16 protein-coding genes and 2 riboswitches are annotated in these 22,682 nt (G+C 50.3%); of the genes, 15 read left to right on the top strand and 1 reads right to left on the bottom strand.

What is annotated here, in order from left to right:
* Positions 1–11: 11 nt before the first annotated feature.
* From QMN23_RS10000 to QMN23_RS10065, 14 genes are all read left to right on the top strand, one after another.
* On the top strand, positions 12–2,633 hold the full coding sequence (locus tag QMN23_RS10000; RefSeq protein WP_281999169.1) for a hypothetical protein: 2,622 nt from the start codon (positions 12–14) through the stop codon (positions 2,631–2,633).
* Between the two features lie 13 nt (positions 2,634–2,646).
* The gene (locus QMN23_RS10005; RefSeq protein ID WP_281999170.1) at positions 2,647–3,819 is read left to right on the top strand and encodes a DegT/DnrJ/EryC1/StrS family aminotransferase; all 1,173 of its coding nucleotides are present in this window, start codon (positions 2,647–2,649) and stop codon (positions 3,817–3,819) included.
* The gene (locus QMN23_RS10010) at positions 3,816–4,964 is read left to right on the top strand and encodes a glycosyltransferase (protein ID WP_281999171.1); all 1,149 of its coding nucleotides are present in this window, start codon (positions 3,816–3,818) and stop codon (positions 4,962–4,964) included. The genes QMN23_RS10005 and QMN23_RS10010 overlap by 4 nt, the downstream gene beginning before the upstream one ends.
* 14 nt (positions 4,965–4,978) lie before the next feature.
* On the top strand, positions 4,979–6,013 hold the full coding sequence (locus QMN23_RS10015; protein WP_281999172.1) for a polysaccharide deacetylase family protein: 1,035 nt from the start codon (positions 4,979–4,981) through the stop codon (positions 6,011–6,013).
* Positions 6,014–6,054: 41 nt separating this feature from the next.
* A complete protein-coding gene (locus QMN23_RS10020; RefSeq protein WP_281999173.1) occupies positions 6,055–7,206 on the top strand; it encodes a GNAT family N-acetyltransferase in 1,152 nt (383 codons plus the stop codon).
* Between the two features lie 3 nt (positions 7,207–7,209).
* The gene (locus QMN23_RS10025; protein WP_281999174.1) at positions 7,210–8,544 is read left to right on the top strand and encodes an O-antigen ligase family protein; all 1,335 of its coding nucleotides are present in this window, start codon (positions 7,210–7,212) and stop codon (positions 8,542–8,544) included.
* On the top strand, positions 8,541–9,950 hold the full coding sequence (locus QMN23_RS10030) for a hypothetical protein (RefSeq protein ID WP_281999175.1): 1,410 nt from the start codon (positions 8,541–8,543) through the stop codon (positions 9,948–9,950). The genes QMN23_RS10025 and QMN23_RS10030 overlap by 4 nt, the downstream gene beginning before the upstream one ends.
* Before the next feature lie 117 nt (positions 9,951–10,067).
* On the top strand, positions 10,068–11,582 hold the full coding sequence (locus QMN23_RS10035) for an oligosaccharide flippase family protein (RefSeq protein WP_281999176.1): 1,515 nt from the start codon (positions 10,068–10,070) through the stop codon (positions 11,580–11,582).
* Between the two features lie 13 nt (positions 11,583–11,595).
* Positions 11,596–12,552 carry a glycosyltransferase family 2 protein gene (locus QMN23_RS10040; protein WP_281999177.1) on the top strand — a complete coding sequence of 319 codons (957 nt, stop codon included), beginning with the start codon at positions 11,596–11,598 and terminating at the stop codon, positions 12,550–12,552.
* A 22-nt stretch (positions 12,553–12,574) separates the two neighbouring features.
* Positions 12,575–13,813: a glycosyltransferase gene (locus QMN23_RS10045; RefSeq protein ID WP_281999178.1), complete on the top strand. Its 1,239-nt coding sequence runs from the start codon at positions 12,575–12,577 to the stop codon at positions 13,811–13,813.
* A complete protein-coding gene (locus QMN23_RS10050; RefSeq protein WP_281999180.1) occupies positions 13,810–15,135 on the top strand; it encodes a phenylacetate--CoA ligase family protein in 1,326 nt (441 codons plus the stop codon). Before QMN23_RS10045 ends, QMN23_RS10050 begins: the two co-directional genes overlap by 4 nt.
* Positions 15,136–15,208: 73 nt before the next feature.
* Positions 15,209–16,198, top strand: coding sequence for a glycosyltransferase (locus QMN23_RS10055; protein WP_281999181.1), 990 nt, complete (start codon positions 15,209–15,211; stop codon positions 16,196–16,198).
* Entirely contained in the window at positions 16,179–17,279 is a 1,101-nt protein-coding gene (locus tag QMN23_RS10060; RefSeq protein WP_281999182.1) for a CapA family protein, read from the top strand. The genes QMN23_RS10055 and QMN23_RS10060 overlap by 20 nt, the downstream gene beginning before the upstream one ends.
* A gap of 28 nt (positions 17,280–17,307) precedes the next feature.
* Positions 17,308–18,264: a hypothetical protein gene (locus tag QMN23_RS10065; RefSeq protein WP_281999183.1), complete on the top strand. Its 957-nt coding sequence runs from the start codon at positions 17,308–17,310 to the stop codon at positions 18,262–18,264.
* Positions 18,265–18,277: 13 nt separating this feature from the next.
* On the opposite strand, the gene QMN23_RS10070 is transcribed toward QMN23_RS10065, so the two are convergent.
* Positions 18,278–18,952 (bottom strand): PEP-CTERM sorting domain-containing protein, encoded by a 675-nt coding sequence (locus QMN23_RS10070; RefSeq protein WP_281999184.1) that lies wholly within the window; start codon positions 18,950–18,952, stop codon positions 18,278–18,280.
* A 215-nt stretch (positions 18,953–19,167) separates the two neighbouring features.
* A riboswitch (cyclic di-GMP riboswitch) is annotated at positions 19,168–19,244 on the top strand.
* A 212-nt stretch (positions 19,245–19,456) separates the two neighbouring features.
* A riboswitch (cyclic di-GMP riboswitch) is annotated at positions 19,457–19,548 on the top strand.
* Between the two features lie 89 nt (positions 19,549–19,637).
* On the opposite strand from QMN23_RS10070, the gene QMN23_RS10075 reads away from it, so the two are divergent.
* The gene (locus tag QMN23_RS10075; protein ID WP_281999185.1) at positions 19,638–22,589 is read left to right on the top strand and encodes an Ig-like domain-containing protein; all 2,952 of its coding nucleotides are present in this window, start codon (positions 19,638–19,640) and stop codon (positions 22,587–22,589) included.
* The last annotated feature ends 93 nt before the right edge of the window (positions 22,590–22,682 follow it).

A 22,682-nucleotide genomic window follows, 5' to 3' on the forward strand; every position in this document is an offset into this window, starting at 1 on the left:
AGGACTGTTCGATGAATGACAGCGGAATCGACAAGGCAATAATCATTAGCGAGAGTATCGGCGTGCCGCGGCTTGCCGAACCGGTGCGCGTCGGGGTTCCCTTTGCCCGGGGTGAGCTGCGGGAGCCGGCGTCCCTGGCGGTCTGCTCTCCGGCGGGGATGCTGGAGCCGGTCCAGGCTGCTGCCCTCAGCCGCTGGCATGACGGCTCGGTAAAATGGGCGCTGGTGGATTTTGCCGCCACGGTTCCGGCCGGTACGGAAACGGTCTACCGCCTCGTCACTGCCGGGCAGCGGCGGCCCGAGTTCCCGACGGCGATTGCGATCACCCCCGGTTCTGGTACCTGGGTTGTGAATACCGGCGTTGCGGAATTTACCATCGATACTGAAACGTGCCGCCCCTTCGCGGCGGTCCGCGGGCTGGACGGTACACTTTTGGGCAGCAGCGGCGACTGCCTGCTGACAACAGCTGAGGGCGACGTCCTGAAGCCGATGATTGACACGATCACCCTAGAAGCAGCGGGGCCGTTTCATGCGCTCGTCTCATTAGCCGGGCGCTTCGGCGCCGGCGAGGGGGGACTGCTCCGGTTCGCCTGTCGACTCCATTTCCATGCCGGTAGCAGCCGGACGGTCGTCGAACTCACTCTGCACAATCCTCGGCCGGCTTTGCATCCGGGAGGCTTGTGGGACCTCGGCGATCCCGGGTCCGTACTCTTCCGCGAGTTGGCGCTGACGGTCCGTTTGCCGATGGAGCGCGTTTCGGCACTGTGCTGTTCGCCGGCGCCCGGAATGGAACCGTTGTCGGGCTCGGGCAACGAGGCGAGCTTGGCTATCTATCAGGAGTCGAGCGGCGGCGAGCGGTGGCGCAGCCCGACGCATCGCACCCGGAACGGTATGGTGCCTTTCGCGCTCAACGGATATGAGGTGCTGGCCAACGGTCGGCAAGTGGCCGTTGGCCGCCGGGCGACGCCGGTTGTCTGGGGCGGCGCGGCCGGCGTCGGGGTTGCCGCCGTTCTTCCCTGTTTCTGGCAGGAGTTCCCGAAAGCGCTGGAGATCAACCGACACGAACTGAAGGTCTCGTTTTTCCCGGCCCGCTTTCCCGACCTTCATGAACTTCAGGGTGGTGAGCAGAAAACCCACTCTTTCCATCTCGATTTTGCCGCCGCCGCCGATCATCTCGATTGGGCCAGGGCACCCCTGGCGGTTGTCGCTGCCCCTGCCGTCGTCCGGCAATCCCGGATTTTCGTCGACCTTCCCGGCGGCGATGCCGGCTCGGCAGAGGATCTGGTGGATCGGTTCATCGGCGGGCCCGAGGAGTTTATCCGGAAGCGAGAGCAGGGCGACGAGTATGGCTGGCGCAATTTCGGCGAGCTGTATGCCGACCACGAGGCAGTTTTCCACCAGGGGGAAGAACCGTTCGTCTCCCATTACAACAACCAGTATGATTGCTGCGCCGGCATGTACCGTAAGGCGCTGGCCAGCGGCGATCTCCGCTGGGACCGGCTGGCGGCGGAACTGGCCCGGCATCTGCTCGATATCGATATCTATCACACGACCGATGATCGGGAGGAGTACAACAACGGCCTTTTCTGGCATACCGATCACTATGTTCCGGCAGGGCTGGCGACTCATCGCTCATTTTCCCGCGAGCAGTGCCAGGGGAAGGACCCCCGTTTCTGCGGTGGGGGGCCGGGAGCCGAACACTGCTATACGAGCGGGCTGCTCTTGCACTATTACCTGACCGGCGACCGGGTTGCCGCCGAGGCGGTGGTTGCCCTTGCCGAGTGGTGTTACCGCTCGCTCTCGGGGCCGCAGACCGTTCTGGCGGCTCTCAAGCGTTCCAGTCGCCATCTGAACCGGTTGCGCACCGCCGGGGAGAACAAGGTCGCTTTCCCCCGCTATCCCTTGTCGCGCGGGACGGGCAATGCCGTCAATGCCTGCCTCGATGCCTTTGCGCTCACCGGGGAGGAGAAATTCGTCGCACGGGCTGAAGAACTGATCCGCGGTTCCCTTCATCCGGACGACGATCTTGCCGCGCGAGAGCTTCACGACCCGGAATCGTCCTGGTCGTACACTGTCCTGTTGGTAGCGGTTGCCAAATACCTCGATACCCTGAAGGAGCGCGGAGAGTTCAGCAATGGGTTTGCCTATGCCCGGGCCAGCCTCCTTGCCTATGCCGCATGGATGGCCGAACAGGAGTACCCCTACCTCGAAAAACCTGAGATTCTTGAATATCCCAATGAAACCTGGGCCGCCCAGGATCTGCGCAAGAGCGTCGTGCTCTATCATGCGGCCCGGTATTGCGACGGCGACCGCCGGGCGGTTTTTCTCGACCGCAGCCGGTATTTTTTCCAGACCGCCGGCGAAGAACTGGCCCGTCATCAAACCAGCCGCTATACCCGACCGGTAGCGCTGATGCTTCAGAATGGCTGGGTTGGACCGCGGAGTGCCGAACAGCTGGCCCCATGCCTCGTCCCCGCCGAAGCGGCGGACGGCTTTGGCAAGCCAACTCCCTATTTCTGCGGGAAAGCGGTGCTGGTGCGGATTTGTCACGATTTGGCGCGCGCGATCAGGGAGACGTCATGGCGGCGGGAGATCGCCTGGCTTACTTCGCGGCTGCCGGTGAAGCAGCAATGACCTGGGAAAAATCATGAAACGGCACGAGATCATCAAATCATTTCCGGCGCTCGACCTGCGCCGCCTGCTCGGCCGGCGGCCAGCGGCCGATCCGTTGCTGGGCCGGGAACGAGTCCGCTTCTATTCTTCCGGGCGGGCGGCCCTGTACCATATCGTCAAGAGCCTGGACGGCGGAACACGGGATACGTTCCTTCTCCCCGCCTATCATTGCGGGGTCGAGGTCGAAGCGGTCCTGCGGGCAGGCAAGAACGTCGATTTCTACCGCATCAAGCGGAATCTCGGCGTTGATCTGGAACACCTGCGGTCAAGGATCGATTCCCGGACCCGGGGGATCGTTGTCGCTCATTATTTCGGGTTTCCTCAGGAGATGGCCCCCCTTGCCGAATTGTGCCGGCAAAGGGGGATCATGTTGATTGAGGATTGCGCCCATGCCCTCTATTCACAGGATGCAGCAGGGGCATGGCTCGGAACGGGCGGCGATTTCGCCCTGTTCAGCATGCGGAAAACGAGCTTTCTCCCCAATGGCGGCGCGGTATTGGTGAACGGCAGCGAATTGCCGCTGCCGGCGCAGGGGAAGAGCTACGCCGATTTCTCCCTCTACAAATCGACGATCAAGGCCGTCCTCGAACACGAGATGTCACGGCAGGGGGGCGTGGCTCGCTTGTGTCGACTGATTCTTGATAGCTACGGCCGGCGCGGAGAACAGAGCGTCGATTCCGGCCCGGCAGCCGAAATCGACGACCGGCGCTGGTATTACGATGTGCCGATGTATCATTACGAAAACGATATCGCCCGGATTTCGCTGCTGCTGGCAGGCTTGGACGATATCCGGTCGATTATTGACCGGCGCAGGGAAAACTACCGGCGATTGGCAGAGTTGCTCGCCGCTCGCTTCCGGACGCAGTTTGTCTTCCCGGAACTGCCGGCCGGGGTTTGTCCCCTCTGCTTTCCGCTCTTTGTCCCCCAGCGTGATCAGGTGGTTGCCGAGATGGCCGCCCGGGGTGTCGAACCGTTCGTCTTCGGCCGATTGTTGCATCCGCTTATCGCCGATGATCAGTTTCCCGAGGCACACTATCTGGCGGACAGCATCGTCGGGTTACCGCTTCACCAGCAACTGGGCAGGCAGGAGATGGAGCGGGTTGCCGCCGTCTTTGCCGAGGCCGCTACGGGAGATTTGCCGCAATGAAGAGCGCTGCCCGAATCAACGTGGTCCATGTGACCCAGTTCCTCGAGATCGGCGGCCTCGAATCGTTTATCGTCGAATTCTGCAAACTGATGGATCGGGATGCATTCGACGTCAGTGTGCTCTGTCTGAACGGTTACGATGAGCAATACAAGGCGATGCTGGAACGCCAGGGTGTCCCGGTCGCCCTGATGACCAAAAACGGGAAGTACGACTGGCGTTTCTTCGGCCGGGTGGCGGCAGTTCTCAAAGCCCAAAAAACCGATATACTTCATGCTCACGGAGGATGTTTTCTCTACAGTGCGATCATCGCCTCGCTGTGCGGCGCCCGGATGATCTATACGGCCCATGGCCTGCCGATCACTTCGGGTGTGAAGGCGACGGTGGAAGATGTGCTGGCGCTGGCGTTCACCGACAGGTTTGTTGCCGTCTCCGCCGAGGTTGCCGATAATTTCAAACGGCGGACCCGCTTATGCGGCGACCGGGTGCAGGTGATCATCAACGGCATTGACGAAGGCAAATTCCTCCCGTGCACCGATTCCGGACAGCTTGCGGCATGGAAGCGCCAGTTCGGCCTGCCGGAGGGGAGGGTGATGATTGGATCGGTTGGTCGCCTGGAGCCGGTCAAGAACTATCCGCTCTTATTGCGGGCATTTGCCGAAGTGGTCCACGGTTACGGTCATGACGCCCATCTCGTCCTGGTCGGCAGTGGCAGTGATGAAGCGGCGCTGCGGCGGCTTGCCGGTGAACTGTCGATCGATAGTCGGGTCTCGTTCCTCGGGATCCAGTACGATTTGCCGAAGATTTACCCGCTGTTTGACATCTTTGCCCTCTCTTCGCTTACCGAAGGGACTTCCATTGCCCTCCTGGAAGCCCAGTCGTGCGGCGTCCCGGCGGTGGTTACCGATGTCGGTGGAAACTCGACGATCATCCGCGATGGTGAAAACGGTTATCTCTGTCCTTCCGGTGACCAAGCCGCCCTGGCCGAGCGGCTCAACCGGCTGATTAACACTCCCGGCGAACTGGCCCGGATGCGCCCGGCAGCCCGGGCGGTCGTCCTTGACCGATTTACGATGGCTTCGGTGATCCAGCAGTACCAGGAGATCTATTGCAGTTTTACCGGCCGGATTGCCCCGGTGGGTGGCTAGCTATGTCGAGCGCAATGGGAAAACGATTTCTATTGTCCGCGGTCGGACTGGTCGGCATCGACCGGCTGTTTCGCCACCTGAACCGCCACAAGCTTCTCGTGGTGATGTATCACGGCGTGACGTCGTTATGCCACGAGCCACCGATCTGGACGCAATTGCCGGCCGACCGTTTCCGGTCCCAGCTCGCATTCCTTCGCGACCATTATTGCCCCGTGTCGCTCGGCGAGGTGGTGACGGCCTTCCGAACCGGCAGCACGCTGCCGGACAATGCCGCCCTGGTTACGTTCGACGACGGATTGAGGAACAATTGTACTGTCGCCCTGCCGATTCTGCAGGAGTTGGCAATCCCTGCCGCGGTTTTCCTGACGGTCGATTACATCGGCACGGCAGAGTTTCTCTGGGTTGATGAGCTCTTCCTGCTCCTCCGTGAGGGGACGACGCGTGGCGTGCCTCTCGAACTGCCGAATCCGGCTGCCGGGGCGCTTCTCCGTGCCGGCCGGTTGTGGGAGGCATACGAGCTGATGGTCGAAATGCTCAAACGCAGCGGACTGGACGAACGGGAGGCAGCGTTAGCCCGGCTCCGCCGCCTCGTGCCGATCGGCCGGCCGGCGGATGCCGAAGATTTTGCGCTTCTCGACTGGGACCAGGTCCGGGCCATGCAGCAAAGCGGTCTGGTGGAGTTCGGCGTGCATACCGCCACCCACCGGATTCTGTCCGAGCTGACTCCTGCCGAGTGGGAACAGGAAATTGCCCATCCCCGGCAGACGCTGGAGCGGGAAACCGGGGTCGAGGCCGCCACGTTCTGTTTCCCCAACGGCCGGCCGACGGTCGATTTTGGCCCCGAGCATCTCGATTATCTCCGCCGCGCTGGCTATGTCTGCGCATTTACAACTGAAAATTCGCTTTTCGATCGGGCTGTCGGCAATCCGCTGGCAATCGGCCGCATTCCGGCCGGTAACGATGTGACCTCCTCCCCGGAATATTTCCGGGCCAGCACCGCGGGAGTTATCCACTCCCTGAGAACTATCCGCCGTTGTATCGGCAGATGAGCGAAGGCGCTCCCGTGAGAGCCCCTGGAATATGAGACCTCATGAACGACTACCGTTTTGAATGCCTGCACGATTTTGGGGAATTCCAGTCGATTCGGAACGACTGGGATGAGTTCACCCACTGTTATTTCCCGGCCAATTACAGCCGGACTCACGCCTGGCTCTCCGCGTGGTGGACGACCTATCATCACGGTCGTCCGGCCCTTATCTATCTGCAGCGGCGGGTCCCCGACGGGAGGATTGTGGCGGTGGCGCCGCTGTTCATCAGAAAAGAGCTGTACGGCGGTTTGCCGATTCTCTCCCTTCAGCTGCTTGGCGAGGGGCTTGGCGCCGATGATTTCCTGGTCTCTCCTGATGCCCGGGACTTCGTGGCACAGGTGTTCGACGATCTGGTAAACGTGCGGCGCTGGCACGTGGCGAAGCTGCGGCGGCTCCAGTCGCCACAATTCTGTGCCGAGGTTGAGCGGGCGGCCAACAACTTGTCGTGCGCAATGGAATTTGCTGAGACCGACGATTATTTCATCGAATTCCCGGACAGTTTCGAGACGTATCTGCAGGGACGGACCAGGAAATTCCGTCGAAATTTCAATCAGGCAACGAACCGGATCGGCAAAGAGGGGGTGGTGACGGTCGAGGTCCTTGACCCGATCAGCGATGCCGAGCGGGTTATTGGCCTTGGCCGTGAGGTTGCTGCCACCAGCTGGCAGTTTCAGACTGGCAAAAGCCATTTCAATGAGTTCGGTGCCGACTGCCTTTACGGCAATCTGGCTCGGCTCGGCCGGGGAGCCGGCGGAGAAGAGTTTACGGTAATGCTGGTCAATGGCCGCCCTGCCGCTTATCTGCTCGGCTGCCGCCGGGGCCGGAGTTACTTTGCCGTCGATACCGCTTTTCATGCCGATTACCGGCACGTCTCCGTGGGACGGCTGCTGTTCGGCAGGATTATCGAACGGTTGATCGGCTTGGGTGATGTAGACGATTTCGATTTCGAAGGAAGCGGCGAATACAAGGACGATTACGCCACCCATAGCCGCAAAGCCGCCTTTTTGACGGTCTACAATCGGAACCTCTACTCTCGGGGTATCAGGTCGCTGAGAAATTCGCGTTGGTATGCCACTCTCCGGGAACGTTACGCCCGGATGAGAAGTGGCGGTGAGCGGCCGCCGGCGGAAACCGGCCAGGCCAAAGGGGACTGAACGGTGCGGGAAATCCTCCTGATGATCCTGGTTGTCCTCTCGGTACCGCTGGTCTTTAAAAGACCGTTAGTGGGGATGGCCATTTATCTTGGCGCCAATGTCATTCGTCCCGAGATGCTCTTCTGGGGAGGGGGCGGTGGTGCCTACGTCTTCAAAGTCTATTATGGCCTGCTTCTTGTCACCACCTTTATCCGCGGGTACATGGCGGAAATTCGGCGAATTTTCAACCGTGAGTTCCTGCTGATGGTCTGGCTCTTTGTCGCGGTAATGGTGTCGATGGCCTTTGCCCAGTACCCGATTTTTCGCGGCGATTATTACATGTACGAACTCCTCAAGGGGTTCGGGATTTGCGCACTCCTCTACGTTATTGCCCGCGATTACGACGAGGTCCGGACGCTGCAGAATGTTCTGCTCTGGTGTTTTGCCTTTATGGGGGTCTGGGGAATCCAACAGCAGTTTCTTGGCAACGAGCGGCTTGAGGGGCTTGGCGGGAGCTCCTGGGGGGACTCGAACGGCGTTGCCGCTGCGTTCGTCATGTTTCTGCCGGTGGCCCTTGCCAAGTTGTTCACGGCGGAAACCCGCAAGGAATATTGGCGCGCGGCCGGCATCGTCGCGATTATCGTGGCGCTGATCGTCTGTACCAAGTCGCGAGCCGGGCTGCTCGGACTGATTGCCGCAGTGGCTTCCTACGGCTATTATTCGCGGAGTGTCCGGAAAATCGCCGTTACCTTCCTGCTGATGGCCGTGGTGGCGATGCCCTTTGCCACCAAGGCGTACATGGACCGGATGAAGACGATGGAAGGGGAGGGGAGCCTTGATGCGTCGGCTCGTTCACGGCTGGTTCTCTGGCAGGCGGGGTTGATGGTGTTTGCCGATAATCCGTTTTTTGGCACCGGTTTTCTAACCTATCCGGAAGCCAAGATGAAGTATGAAAGCAGATTTATGGACCTTGATGAAGACTTCCGGAAGTGGGTCTTCCGTAGTGAAGCAAAAAAAGTGACTCATAATACCTACATTCAGATGATGTCCGACTGTGGTCTGTTCGGTGCCATTCCATTCGTGCTGCTGATTTCCGGGGGGATTTCCACCGGGATTCGTGCCCGTCGTTTGTTTTACCGATACCCTGAAAGAACTGCCCAGTTGAAATGGCTTTGCGGAATAGCCGCCGGGATTACAGGGTTCGCGGTATGTATTATCACTATTGATGCCGTCCTTGAATTATTTCTTTATATCCAGCTTGTTTTTGCCGGCATCCTTTTACGCTTGTTGAGCAAGGAGGATATTGCAGTATCGCCCCCTGATCCGATGCCGGCTAATATTGGAGGAGATGACGCGTGAGCGATGATCATGTTGAAAATAATTTGCGTCTCTTCCTCGATCCGGCTGGAAGGCGGAGGCACGTGGAATGGCGGCTCGTCGCATGGGATGACGTGCGACCGCCCATTGGAAATGATGCCGATAGTGCGATCACGGTCTACAGTTTTACCCGCCGAAATTTCATGAGCTATGTTCTGTTCCCATTTTATGCCAAGCGATGGCGGTTACCGGCAGTGGCGCGGAAGGTGTTGTACATTAACGACGGACTGCTGTCTTCCCTGTTTGACAGTAAAGAATCCGCCGGTTACCGGATATTTGCCGCCCACCATCTGCCGCGGCCGAATCGGCTCCGCCAGCGGCTTATCGCACTGTTACCTCTGAGCTTGCGGGCCGACAGACGCTTCGTGGTTGTTGGTGGATCTGGCGGGGATCGGGGCTTGGTCTCTACTGGAGAAGATATCTCCTTCGAGCGGCAGAATTTTATGTTCTATTCCAATGCGCCGGGCAAACTGCTGCTCACTAACACCACAACGCTTCGCAGTGGCACCGGTTGGATCATCAAGACCACTGCAAACCCGGCCTACGCCGAGGTTATGGATAAGGAGTTTTCGCTGATGAAGTTATTGGCAGATGAATGCGGAGAAGACGGCTGCCTCCCCAGGCCTGGGCGAAGGATCGCTATCAATGGGCGACTGTTTTTCACTGAGGAATACGTTAAGGGCGAGAGCCTGCGTGAGGATATCCGGAAGTTTGCTTATAAGCAGCAAACCTACAAGATTTGCAGCTGTCTTGACCAACTTGATGGTTGGTTTAGGAAATATTGTGCCGGATTTACCGGAGAACCACAAAAGCTGGCAGCTTGCTATGAGGAGTTGTTCAAGGTCTTTACTGACCGTTATGGAGCCCGGCGTGAGACCCAGCGTATTTTGGCCTGTGCCCGGCAGTCGGTTATCCGGATGGATCTCTATTACCGGGGAATTGGTACTATTACCGCCCATAATGACCTGTGGCCTGGCAACTTTGTCGTTACGTCCGATCGGCTTGTTGCGGTCGATTGGGAGCGGGCCGTCGGGAATCGTGCTCCGTTGTTCGACTATTACTGGATGATTATTTCGGCCACACTGGAATTTCTTGCAAGTTATTGTGAAAGTTTCGACTATTCAGCCGCGTTTCGCATTTTTCTTGCGGATAGCGATGATGTATCGCGACATGCACATGGGAAATTAAAAGACTTTCTTGGCAGGAATGCTCTCGACAGAAAGATGCACTCCCGTTTTTTATTGCTGTTTCTTATGGAGTGGTCTGTACAGGGGTATCTGACCTTTGGCCGAGAAACGGCAATGGACCGTCTGGCCTACGGCGAATTGCTCAATTATGCAGACTTGCTCTTTAATTCCCCCACGAATCGTCGGGCTGTAACAAACTAAGTCGGCAGATTGGGGGGCGCAGTGACGAAGGTAAGCCCTGATTAGCAGAATTCCCTGGGAATGCCCACCGGTATTGATTGTGATCCGATGGCTTCCTGATAGAAAGCATCCGATTATATGACGCGACGACGAATCCTTGAAAATATCTTCTCCAACTGGGCAAACCTCGCGGTCACCATTCTCATTGCCTTTATTGTAAGCCCGGTTGTTGTTCATTCGCTTGGTAAAGAGCGTTACGGCGTCTGGGTGTTGATCGCCTCAGTTACCGGCTACTTTACTGTCCTTGATTTTGGCGTCAATACGGCCATCGTCCGTTATATTTCCAGCAGTACCGCCCAACAGGATCATCGGCGGGCACGGGAAATCTATTCCACCTCACTGGCGATCTTTACTCTTATTGCCCTGCTGCTTTTAGTATTTTCAAGTATCTTTGGACTATTTTTCCAAAATATCTTTAAGCTGTTCCAATTGGACAGAGTCTATCTTTACGCAGTATTTCTCCTCGCTGCCATGGATTTAGCCAGTGGTTTGCTGTTCTCCGTTTTTCTCGGCTCCCTCAGCGGTCTCCAGGAATTCAAGTTCATCAACGGCTCGTCAATAGCCGTGAATATCGTGCGCAGTGTCGTGCTCGTTTACCTGCTCCGCCATGGCTACGGGCTTCTGACACTTGCCGTAGTGCAACTGGCGACAAATATTGTCCGTGCCGGTTGCCAGTATGTATTACTCAAGGTGCGGCATGGTTATCTGCACTTTAGCAGGCAGGACGTCAGTAGAGATACTCTCCACCTGATTTACAGTTACAGTATTTACAGCTTCATTATCGCCATCGCTCTAAAGCTCCTCTTTTACACCGATTCCTTAGTCATCGGCTCCTTGATTGGCGTGTCGGAGGTGACGTTTTATGCCATTCCTTCCACTCTTCTCGAATACCTGGAAAAATTCGTCTGGGCAATGATCGCGGTACTGGTGCCGGTAATCAGCGCCAACGAAGCTACCGGTGAGGAGCACGGTAATATCGATTTGTATGTAGTTGGAACCAGATATTCGCTACTGGTAATCATGCCGATCGTCATTTCACTTTATTTCTACGGCGATGATTTTATCAGCATCTGGATGGGGCCGGAAATCGGTCTCCGCTCGAAATGGGTGTTACGGTTGCTGCTGATTGGTTTCGGTTTGGCGACATCCCAATTGATCGCCCATGGAATACTGAAGGGGATCAGCAAACACAAGGTACTGGCATACATCCTGGCTGTCGAAGCGCTGGCAAACCTTGGCATGAGTATCGCCCTGGCCAAGCCGTACGGTATCGAAGGCGTTGCTGTCGGGACGATGGTTCCGCTTATTTTTGCGTCACTTGCAATAATTTTTTATACGTGCCGGTTATTGGGCATGAGAATTTTTACATATTTGTTACAATCATACTCAGGAGCAATTGCAGGATCGCTCGCCGCATTGATTCTAGTTTCGTGTATCCAAGAGAAATCATATAGTTATGTTGGAGTGTTTCTGAAAAGTGCTCTTGTTACGATCGCTTTTATGAGTGTGGCGCTGCCGGCTGGGCTGAAGAAGCAACATTGGGAATTATTTTCCGGTTATATCAGACGACTGTTTTGCTTCCAGAACGATTAGGAGTGGCTCTCTCGTGACTTCAGAATGTATTGCCGGATTAGTATCTGTTGTTGTACCGGTTTATAACCGCGAGCACATGGTTGGTAAAACGCTTGATAGTATATTGTGTCAATCATATCAGCAGGTTGAAGTTGTCGCTGTCAATGATGGTTCTACTGACAACTCGCTTGCGGTCTTGATGCGATATGCGGAAATGCATCCGGGGAAAGTCAAAGTCATCGATCAAGGTAATGCCGGTCAGGTTAAAGCCAGGAACCGTGGTCTGTCAGAGGCGCAAGGCGAATTTATCGCCTTTCTGGATAGCGACGATACCTGGGAAGCTGACAAGCTGTCGTTGCAGATTCCCTTGTTGAAGGGGAATGTGGGCTTGGTTTACAGCGGTATCAACGAGGTTGATCCTGGGGGTAACGTAATCCGGACTATCTTGCCGGAGCCGGGAATGCGTGGCGACATTTATCGTTATTTACTGGTTAGTAATCGGATGACCGGTGGGGCTGTTGTCGTTTCCAGGCGTGCATTGGCCGCTGTCGGTGTATTCGATGAGAGCTTTCGCGCTGCCGAGAACTGGGATCTTTGGATAAGAATTGCACGGCATTTTGAGGTTGATTATGTGGATCGCCCCCTTGTTAACTATCTGAAGCATCCCGGGAACATGTCCCAAGACAATTCACGGATGATGCAAGGCGCATGGTCGGTGCTGCAAAAGCATCTACCTGGAATTCCGGATGACGACGGATTAAAGGCCAGCTATCAGGAAGCATATGCCCGGTACTATTACGGTCAAGGTGTCAGTCTGTTTGGTCAGGAGAAATACCGGGAGGCTAGAAGCATGTTTTACCAGTGCTGGAAATATATGCCGAATTATCAGGATACCCTGATGAGATTATTGCGAACGATTATCGGACGGAGGGCAAACAGAATGTTATCAATGATCAAAAGGAGCGTTAAGACTCCATCAATGAAATTATAACTACTGTAAGGGCTAGGTGCATATGAAAACTTTGATAATCTCTGTCGATTATCCATTACCGGAAGACCGGGGCAACAGAATGCGGACTATGCATTTTGTTCGTTGCCTTCGTCGGTATGGTGATGTTGATCTTATGTGCTACAAGTCACACGTGCCTGACCAACCTCTTGATACACCGTTCCGCAAGGAATTCTATATTGAATTGAATACAGATAATTCCAACTCCCCATCAAACACGCTGCAGCAGCTCAGTAAAAAATTTATTGAGTGCAAGCCCTGGATTGTCAACAGTTATACCGATAGCACAGTAAAGCAGGTACATTCGATAATCGCTGAAGAAAATTATGACATTATTCTCTGTCGATATTCGGTGAATGCCTATCCTTTGCTAAGTTTGCCTGAAATGTATAAAAAGCGGGTCATCCTCGATATTGATGATTTGATGTCTGGTGAGCTGTATGATGCACTAAATGGGAAAAAAAGTGGGTTTAAAAAGATTAAGGTGTTTATTGATAAAATTATCTATCGAAAATATCAAAAACGGTGCCTTGAACTTGGAAGTATAGTGTTCTGTTCGGAGCAAGATAGATTTATTATGTCAAACAAGTCAACAACAGTAACAAATATGTATGTAGTCCCAAATATAATACCTAACTATAGTGTTAATAACTGCTATAAATATGATGGCAAATATAATAAAAACTTACTATTTGTCGGGAATCTAGCATATAAGCCAAATGAGCAGGGGATAATATGGTTCATTAATGAAATTTTCAAAAACATTAAAGAGCAATTCCCAGACATCAAATTGACTGTTGTAGGTAGAAAGCCAGGTGACGAGTTAAAGAATCTATGTTTATCTGATCCGATGATTGAATTGATTGAAAATCCACCAGATGTAGTGCCATATTTTGAGCAGTGTCTTGCTGTTGTCGTTCCTCTACTTGTTGGAGGAGGGACGCGAATCAAAATTTTGGAGGCCGGCTGTTGCCGTCGGCCTGTTATCACTACGCTTCAGGGTGCTTATGGTCTGAATTTAATTGAATATAAGGACCTTTTATATTTTGAGAATCTGACGACCTTTGTTGATAGGTTGCGATGGTTAAATGTCGATGCAAACTACGACTATTTGGTTGATAATTTAGCACATATAGTTGAATCAAATTATACTGAGAGTGCTTTTGTTAGAGCTGTGAGCACGATTATCGACAATATTAAGCAAACAACCAAAATTGATAATATAACTGGTGTACATAAATGAATGGATTGTTAGCCAGATTGGGATTAATTTACCCAGTACATTTACTCAGGCGAGAATGGGTCCCTTTTTTCAGGCGCGAGATCAGGGCAGTAGATTATTTGCGCCAATCGGAACTAATTTTATATCAGCAAAACAAATTCAATAAATTACTTATAACCGCTTATAACAATAACAACTATTATAAGACAATACTGACGCAGATTGGATTCAATGAATTATTCGACAATTCTTTGAGCCATATTGACAAAATACCATTCTTGACTAAGCAGATTGTCAGGGAGCAGGGTATATGTAAACATAATCTGTGGTTCGGTGTGGATCAGCGCACTACGAGCGGGTCTACGGGGATGCCCCTCACTTTTTTTAAAGATCGGCTTGCGACAGCGTATATGGAGGCCGTGCAAAATCATGCTTACAGTTGGCATGCAATCGATGTGGGTGATCCGCAAGGGCGTTTTTGGGGGTTACCAACAGGGAAGAAACAATTAATTGCCAAGTTTAAGGATCTTCTTAAAAACAGGGTCCGTCTTTCCGCTTTTGATACAACCGATGACTCAATGTTTGACTTTTACAAGCAACTCTTAAAGTTTTCTCCAAGATATTTTTATGGTTATCCCAGCCTTATTCTTGAATTTGCAAGATTTTTACGTCGGGAGAAGCTCTCATTGGAAAGTGTCCCGTTGAGATTGATTATAGGCACTGGCGAATTGCTGTATCAACGTGAAAAGGATGAACTGCAAAATTTGCTGAGTGTAAAATATGCCGGCGAATATGGTTGCTCAGAGATCGGCGTTATAGGCTTTGATTGCCCACAAGGGAAAATGCACGTAATGTCTTCAAATGTCATAGTTGAGATAGTGGATGCCAGTGGCAACCCAGTGCCTGCGGGCGTTGAGGGGGATATTGTTGTAACGGAGCTGCATGCCAGACATTTCCCATTTATTCGTTATTGTCTCGGAGACAGGGGCAAATTCGATATAGAATCTTGTAGTTGTGGTAGATCGCTGCCTATTTTAAACATAAGTGGAGGACGTAAGGATGATTATATTTTAACTCCTGACGGCAGAAAAGTTTATGATGCAATTCTTGCTTACACCCTGAAGAAGGGTATTGTTAAATTCCAGGCGACGCAAGATGGATATAATCACTTGACTGTCAGTGTAGTTGTAGATTCGTTGTATAATGATGAAGTTGAATTACAGTATATTGCTGAACTAAAAAATAAAATATCTAATGATATAAATATAGATTTTATAAAGGTTGCTGACATTGAGAGAGAGCCTTCAGGCAAGTTGCGATATTTTAAGCAAACCGTAAATTAGCAAAACATAATATCACAATAATTATGTTGACAAGTCTACTGACAGTCTACACAAATTACACAAAGGCAAACTAGTGAATAATGATACAACAATGTATAATCTGCCAGCTGTTTCGATAATAATTCCTGAGCGCAATGAAGAGAAGCACTTGGAACAGTGTATTACATCAGTATTCAATCTCAATTATCCAAGTAATCTTATTGAAGTTATTGTGGTTGATAATGGTAGTATCGATAATAGTACAGAGATTGTAACACAGCTTTTTAATAAGCATGGTTCAGGGGTAATGCTCTCTAAAGTTGGAGGCACGATTGCATCGGTTAGAAATTTTGGATGGCGTCATGCTCAAGGTGATGTGTTGGCCTTTTTGGATGGTGATAGTGTGGTCGATCCAGACTGGCTCCTCACGGGTGTAAACCTGCTGTTAGCGAAAGATGATATTTCTTGTGTTGGTTTTGCCGTATCTCCTCCATCGTGTGATGACACATGGGTTGAGCGTGCTTGGTACCAGATTTGTAGTTCGAGCAAGCATAGTGGCACAAAACAGGTTGGTTGGTTGTCTTCATTTAATTTGATTTTACGTTCCGATTATTTTGCAGAGATTGGTGGATTTGACGAATCCCTCGTGACGTGTGAAGATGTTGATCTCGGAAATAGATTGTCATCGATTTCAAAACTAATATTTTCTGATGAATGCTATGTAAAGCACTTAGGTAATGTCAAATCGCTGCATGAATTTATTGTGAAGGAATTTTGGAGAGGGAAAAACAGCTTTAGTTCTTTTAAAAAAAGTGATGGCTGTTTAAAAGAAACTTTATCTGTATTGATACCTACTGTATATGTTTTTGTGTTTACGTTAACAGTATTGTTGTGTAGTGCGATTTTGTTTAAACAAATATCAATTGTATTGATATTTATATTGATTGCATTTGTTGCTGGAACTCCGATGTTGCTGGCTATGCGCGCCGGCGTTAGAAATATTGCAGCTATATTTCCGACAACAATATTGTATATGTTCTACCTGTTAGCTAGGGGGGCGTCTATTGTCTATAATATCAGATAACTCTGTCAAGTTGTTGGCGGTTGGCGATATTATGTTAGGTGATTCGCCTAAAATGTTAGGCATTGGTGTTAGAAGCTTATTGGACCTAAACGGTGCTGATTCCGTATTTGAAGACGTAAAAGATATCCTTTGTGCTGATATTGTGTTCGGGAATATTGAATGTGTTTTGTCTGACTATGGATATGATAAAAAATCATTAGCCCAAGCTCAACTCAGAGGAGCGCCTGCTATGGCGCATGCTTTATCTGTGGCGGGTTTTAATATTGTGAATGTTGCTAACAATCATACGATGCAGTATGGACCTAAGTGTTTCATTGATACTTGTGAATCGCTCGAAAAATATCACATTTCGATTGTTGGATTGAAGGGGAATGATAAGTGGTGGAGTAAACCTGTCATTAGGGAGTTTGGAGGCTATAGTGTCGGATTTTTAGGTTATTCAGATCCAGATAAGTATGGGTTTGAGCCTTTATATGCTCTGAATATTCATGACCATATATTGCAAGATGTCACGCGGTTGCGTCCAGTTGTTGATGTGCTGGTTGTCAGTTTGCACTGGGGTGATGAATTTGTCTGGACACCCTCACTGAGTTGTCGTCGATTTGCGCGCTCCCTTGTTGACCTAGGGGTAAACATATTATTGGGCCATCATTCACATGTACCTCAGAATATTGAAAAATATGGATCTGGGTGGTTATGCTATAGTCTTGGGAATTTTGTGTCAGACATGGTTTGGAATCCAATAACTCGTAATGGTTTGATAGCTGTATTTACAATAGATACTAACCATGTTGGGTTAGAATCTATCTATAGCACACATGTGAATGATTCATTTGCCCCGGCACCAGTTAAAATCACACCAGAACAATTGTTGTTGATGGTTAAAGCCGATGAGGAGTTAGGTAATAGTGATGTTGCATATATGCATTTAGTAAAATCGAGATATAAAATTAATCGAAACCTTTCGCATATATATGTATTGCGTAATTTTTTTAGATACAAACCCAAGATGTTTTTACAGATAATCTTAAAGTCAGCATATAGCTTGATAGAATCTATTATGTCCAGGTTAGTTGCTTGAACAGCTGTTGTTAGCACGGGAGGGCATTATGCATAGAGTAATAATTCTAGTAGTTAGTAGTGCTTTGTTGCTATTGTCATTAAATTGCTTTGGGGCGATTCTTTTCCAAGAGAATTTCGATAGTCTACCGGATTGGAATGTTGATAATAAGTTTGTTGATGAATGCTCAGGCAACTGCAAAAATGCTCCACGCAATTGGTCAAATTTCAGAACGGTACCTGGGAGTATGTTGTTAAAAAACCCCACTGGGTCAATTAGACGTCTGCCAAATAACTTGCCAGACCATTCATCGGGTAGTGGAAAAGCATATATTGTGTTCAATCAGTCTGTAGTTAATATAAACTGGCCAGGCGATTCAATTCTCCTTAAAGTTTTGCCTCACGATTATGATGAGATATTTGCTAGATTTTGGCTTAGGACGCAACCTGCATGGCAAAGTGTGCCAAGTTCACAATTAAAGGTATTCAGAATATTACACTGGGACAGAACAGGTAATATTTTTCAGTTTAGTACATATTCGTCACCGATATTTTTTTGGGATCTTGCTGTCTCTGGAAATAATCGCCCGAGTTATTTGACAGCATACCGATGTGGCCCTAAACAAAGTAATTATTATTGCACCGCACCAAGTGTCCCATTTTATCAAAAAAATGATATTTTCTACCCAATCCCCTTTAACAAAACTACAAGCCCAGGGGCGTATGCTGATACGCAATGGCATAAGTATGATTTCCACGTCAAGTTGAATAATGTGGGGGCTAATGATGGTGTGATGGAGTGGTGGTATGATGGCAAACTAGTGGAGCGCAGAACCAATGTACAATGGTTATCGGAAGGCTCCAGCTCTGTTGGTTGGAATTCTTTTGCGATTGGAGGTAATAGCAATAATACATTTTTACCACTGGCAGATCAGTGGTACGCTATAGATGATGTTGTAATTAGTACTACTCCGATCCCGCAATATTATAAAATACCTAACAATTGAGCTGGCTGACTCGTCAAACTCCTTTGTTGGGTGTTTTGACTTGTTTGATTTTGTGTGCGCTCACAATGGCAATTAACCCAAACAATAACAATACTAATGTGTTTGGCTCAGGTACAGTTTCTTGATCTTTTGACAATACAACCCATGCACTCACCCATGAATCTTCTGAGCTTACAGAAATCTTGTCGTCTGAAACATATCTCCAGTTAAATGATGTGTTGTCAAGATATGACCGCAAAAACAACCCTTGCCTTATAGTACCCATATTGGGGTCGGAAAAACCAATGGTAGACGTTCTTCCAAACCAGTATGTTGACGAACTATACCCGCCTGTAGATGAAAACAATGATAAATCATTATTAGAGTCAATAGCCATTATCAATGACGCGGCTTCATCCAAGTTTGCCATATGTATATTAGAGTAACCACTAATTGATAATGATGTAATTGTTGCGATTTGTTGATCGTATGTGCCTATTAGATTTGACAGATTGGTATACCAGTACAAATCAGTTGCAGGGTCGTATGCAATAGGCGTGTTGTCGATTTTTATCAATGTTGCTGAAAGATTCCCGGGGATGCAAAGTGCTATGAGTGCAAGTATGATGAGCGCAAGTTTCGGGTGGCCGGCGTAGGAACGGATTGATTGACGTGTTGCTGGGCTGTCGCCAAAACGATGTAATTTCATTATCGTATCCTTTGTGTGGTGTTTATGTTTAGGTGGTTGGCACGTTAGATAATGATTTAATTTTATTCGATTAATATACATTTGCAAGTTTTTTTTGAACCGCCTTCCATTGCGGAGTTACACGATTATGACTTGCCTGTTACTGGTGTCGATTAAATTAAATCTGTTGACATGTTGATATTTGTCGGGTAGAAAGGCCAAAATTTATAAGCGGTAGACGATAATACTCAACCACCTGCGAAGGTGGGGCGGAAAGCCTACAGGGTCTCATCGAGACAGCCGGGTTGCCGAAATACCAATATGGTATGTGGCCCCGGCTTTTCTTTTTTGTGACTTTAATCACATTGTTTTTGTTTGACTTGTCGATATGAGTTGTAAACGGGTATTAAAAGGATACTTCAGTAGCTTCCGGGAGGAGATATCAATTCGGGTGACATGGGTCACAAAATTTTAACGTAAGTTGGTCGATAGTAGTAACAAAACCCAAAAAATTTGAGCGTGCTGTTTCCGAAGGGGTAAACCCAGGGTAACCTGGGGGCACAAAGCTACGGGTCCTGAGATTAACCTAGGAGTTTCAGGATAGCCGGGTTGGCGAGAAACAGATCCACAAGCGGTTTCAATAAATGCTTGGCGGACTGTTTCTTTTTTTTTGGGGGAAGCAGAAGTATTGATTGGAGGTAAACTAATGAAACGCAGATCTATTTTTTGGGGAGTTGCAAGGGTTAATGCAGTAATTCTATGTGTAATTGGCATCTTCGCTTATTCTTGCTACGGTGCTGTTGTTTTTGAAGATAACTTTGATTCTCAGACAGATTGGAATGTCAATGGTCAGTATGAAGGAAGTGAGTGTTCGGTTTCTTCTTGTACTAGTAGCTCATATCCAGCTAATTGGAACTTTTACAGGACCGTCCCAGGGTCTACAGGGTTGAACCCGGTTGCATCAATTCGCAGGCTGCCAGGAAATCTGGCTGACCATACTTCTGGATCCGGCAAAGCGTATATCGTATATAACGAATCTGTAAGTGGTGTTAACTGGCCAGGTGATGGGATTATTGGTAAATATTTTGGTAGTACAGCCAACTATAACGAGCTCTATATTCGTTTTTGGTTGCGCACCCAATCTGGCTGGCAATCTGCTACCAGTGCACAAAGCAAGATTTTTAGAGTCACCCATTGGAGGGGTACTTCAAATATTTTCCAATGGGCCGCTGAATCATCTCCTACGTATTTTTGGGATTTTGGCACAAGTTCGAGCGCCAGCGCTTCATATTTACCTGCGTATCGATGTGACCAGTCGCCAACAGATTATTATTGTGTAAATCTGGCTTCATCTAATAATTACCAAAAAAACGATTATTTGTATGTATGGGGTAGCGGTGGCCCAACTTCAAAATTCGCCGATACTCAATGGCATCGTTACGATTACCATATAAAAATGAATGATCCTGGGCAGAATAATGGTATACTCGAATGGTCGTTTGATGGAAATATCGTTGAATCCCACAATGATGTTGTATGGAAAGAGGCATCGTCAACATCTTCCCTTGGGTGGAACGCTTTCGCTCTTGGAGGAAATAGCAACAATACATTTTCATCCACACCAACTGATCAATGGTATGCTGTCGATGATTTAGTTGTGAGCACCACAGCCATTCCCGACTCTTACACCATCGGTGGCACTTCAACCACGACTGACACGACCGCTCCGACCGTTGCCATCACCTCGCCGGCCAATAGCTCGACCGTCAGCGGTACCGCGACTGTAACCGCCAGTGCTTCGGACAATGTTGGCGTCAGCAAGGTTGAATTCTATGTCAATGGTACTCTGAACGCGACCGATACCGCATCACCCTACACCTTCAGCTGGAATACTTCGTCGCTGGCCAACGGCACCTATACCTTGTCCGCCAAAGCGTATGACGCAGCCAATAATGTGGGGCAATCCTCTTCCGTAACTGTTACCGTAAGCAATGGGGTTGTCGATACCACTTCGCCAAGCGTCGCACTCAGTTCTCCGTCGAATAACACAACTATTTCCGGAACGGTTGCCGTGGCGGCAAATGCTTCTGACAACGTTTCGGTCAGCAAAGTGGAATTCTATGAAAACAACGTTCTTATTGCTGCTGCCAATGCGGCACCCTACAGTTTCAACTGGAATTCAACGTCCGTGGCGAACGGCAGTTGCGCTTTGACCGCCAAGGCGTACGACGCCGCCGGCAATGTCGGCCAGTCGTCTGCGGTAACGGTGACGGTAAGCAATCCGGTTGCCGATACGACTGCCCCAACCGTAACCATGACTTCACCGACAAATGGTTCGACGGTCAGCGGGACAGTGACTATAAGTGCCTCGGCCTCGGACAACGTCGGGGTGACTAAAGTTGAATTTTACGTTAACAATGCCCTGGATTATACTGCGACTGCAGCGCCATACAGCTACACGGCCGATAGCCGGAATGTCGCCGATGGAACCTATACGTTTTATGCCAAAGCTTATGATGCCGCCGGTAATGTCGGGCAATCGGCCGTCTTGAGCGCCACGGTAAACAATACCTCTACCGCCGATACCACTGCACCTACCGTATCGATCAGCTCCCCGGCCGCCGCCGCTACCGTAAAAGGGACGGTGACGGTAAGTGCCACGGCATCCGATAACGTGAAAGTGAGCAAAGTCGAATTTTATGTCAACAATGTCCTGAAACGTACCGACACATACGCTCCCTACAGCTATTCCTGGGATACCACGACTGGTGCCGATGGCTCGTACACGCTGCTTGCCAAGGCCTACGATGCGGCAGGCAATGTTGGCCAGTCGAGTGCCGTTAAGGTAACGGTGAAAAACGATACAACCGCTCCGACCGTTTCGATCAGTTCTCCGGCTACGGGTACGACCGTGACTGGCGTTACAACCGTCACAGCGACTGCCTCTGACAATGTTTCCGTCAGCAAGGTTGAGTTCTACGTCAACGGTACTCTTAAAGCTACCGATACGGCATCGCCTTATACCTTCAGTTGGGATACAACCAGCCTGACCAATGGCAGCTATTCCCTTACCGCCAAAGCTTATGACGCTTCCGGCAATGTGGGGCAATCTTCGACGGTGACGGCTACGGTGAACAACCCCGTCGCCGATACGACTGCGCCGACCGTTGCCATCTCTTCGCCAACCAGTGGCTCAACGGTTAGTGGGACGGCAACTGTCAGTGTTGCTGCCTCTGATAACGTAGGGGTTAGTAAGGTCGAGTTCTACGTAAACAATGTCCTGCAGGCTACTGATACCGCCGCTCCCTACACATTTACCTGGAATACCGCTGCGTTGGCCAATGGCTCCTATACCCTTTCCGCCAAAGCTTACGACGCCGCGGGCAATGTTGGCCAGTCTTCCTCTCAGACCGTGACGGTGAGCAATGTCGTGATTATGAAAGGCGATGTCGATGGCGACGGCGCCATTACGGTCAAGGATGTGCTGGCAGTTCTGAAAGCAGTAAGTGATCCGACTTTACTGACGACAGCTATTCAGACATACGGAGATGTTGCTCCCCTCGATACCGTTACCGGTAAACCTGTTGGCGATGGTAAAATTGATGTAAACGACGCCCTGCTGCTTCTGCAATATGTAGTAGGAATGGTAACGTGGTAATTGCTCGCCGTACTACCTGACACCGATTCTCTGATCTGTCGCAAAAAAGCCTTCCCGGGGACCCCCGGGAAGGCTTTTTTGCGCTGCCATTTG

The organism is Geotalea uraniireducens (assembly GCF_027943965.1).
Taxonomy (GTDB): Bacteria; Desulfobacterota; Desulfuromonadia; order Geobacterales; family Geobacteraceae; genus Geobacter; species Geobacter uraniireducens.

Bases quoted from the DNA above. Each gene is read 5' to 3' on its own strand.
- QMN23_RS10065 (WP_281999183.1), top strand. From the start codon at position 17,308: ATGCATAGAGTAATAATTCTAGTAGTTAGTAGTGCTTTGTTGCTATTG.
- QMN23_RS10075 (WP_281999185.1), top strand. From the start codon at position 19,638: ATGAAACGCAGATCTATTTTTTGGGGAGTTGCAAGGGTTAATGCAGTA.
- QMN23_RS10020 (WP_281999173.1), top strand. From the start codon at position 6,055: ATGAACGACTACCGTTTTGAATGCCTGCACGATTTTGGGGAATTCCAG.
- QMN23_RS10035 (WP_281999176.1), top strand. From the start codon at position 10,068: ATGACGCGACGACGAATCCTTGAAAATATCTTCTCCAACTGGGCAAAC.
- QMN23_RS10070 (WP_281999184.1), bottom strand. From the start codon at position 18,952: ATGAAATTACATCGTTTTGGCGACAGCCCAGCAACACGTCAATCAATC.
- QMN23_RS10050 (WP_281999180.1), top strand. From the start codon at position 13,810: ATGAATGGATTGTTAGCCAGATTGGGATTAATTTACCCAGTACATTTA.
- QMN23_RS10010 (WP_281999171.1), top strand. From the start codon at position 3,816: ATGAAGAGCGCTGCCCGAATCAACGTGGTCCATGTGACCCAGTTCCTC.
- QMN23_RS10045 (WP_281999178.1), top strand. From the start codon at position 12,575: ATGAAAACTTTGATAATCTCTGTCGATTATCCATTACCGGAAGACCGG.
- QMN23_RS10015 (WP_281999172.1), top strand. From the start codon at position 4,979: ATGGGAAAACGATTTCTATTGTCCGCGGTCGGACTGGTCGGCATCGAC.
- QMN23_RS10000 (WP_281999169.1), top strand. From the start codon at position 12: ATGAATGACAGCGGAATCGACAAGGCAATAATCATTAGCGAGAGTATC.
- QMN23_RS10005 (WP_281999170.1), top strand. From the start codon at position 2,647: ATGAAACGGCACGAGATCATCAAATCATTTCCGGCGCTCGACCTGCGC.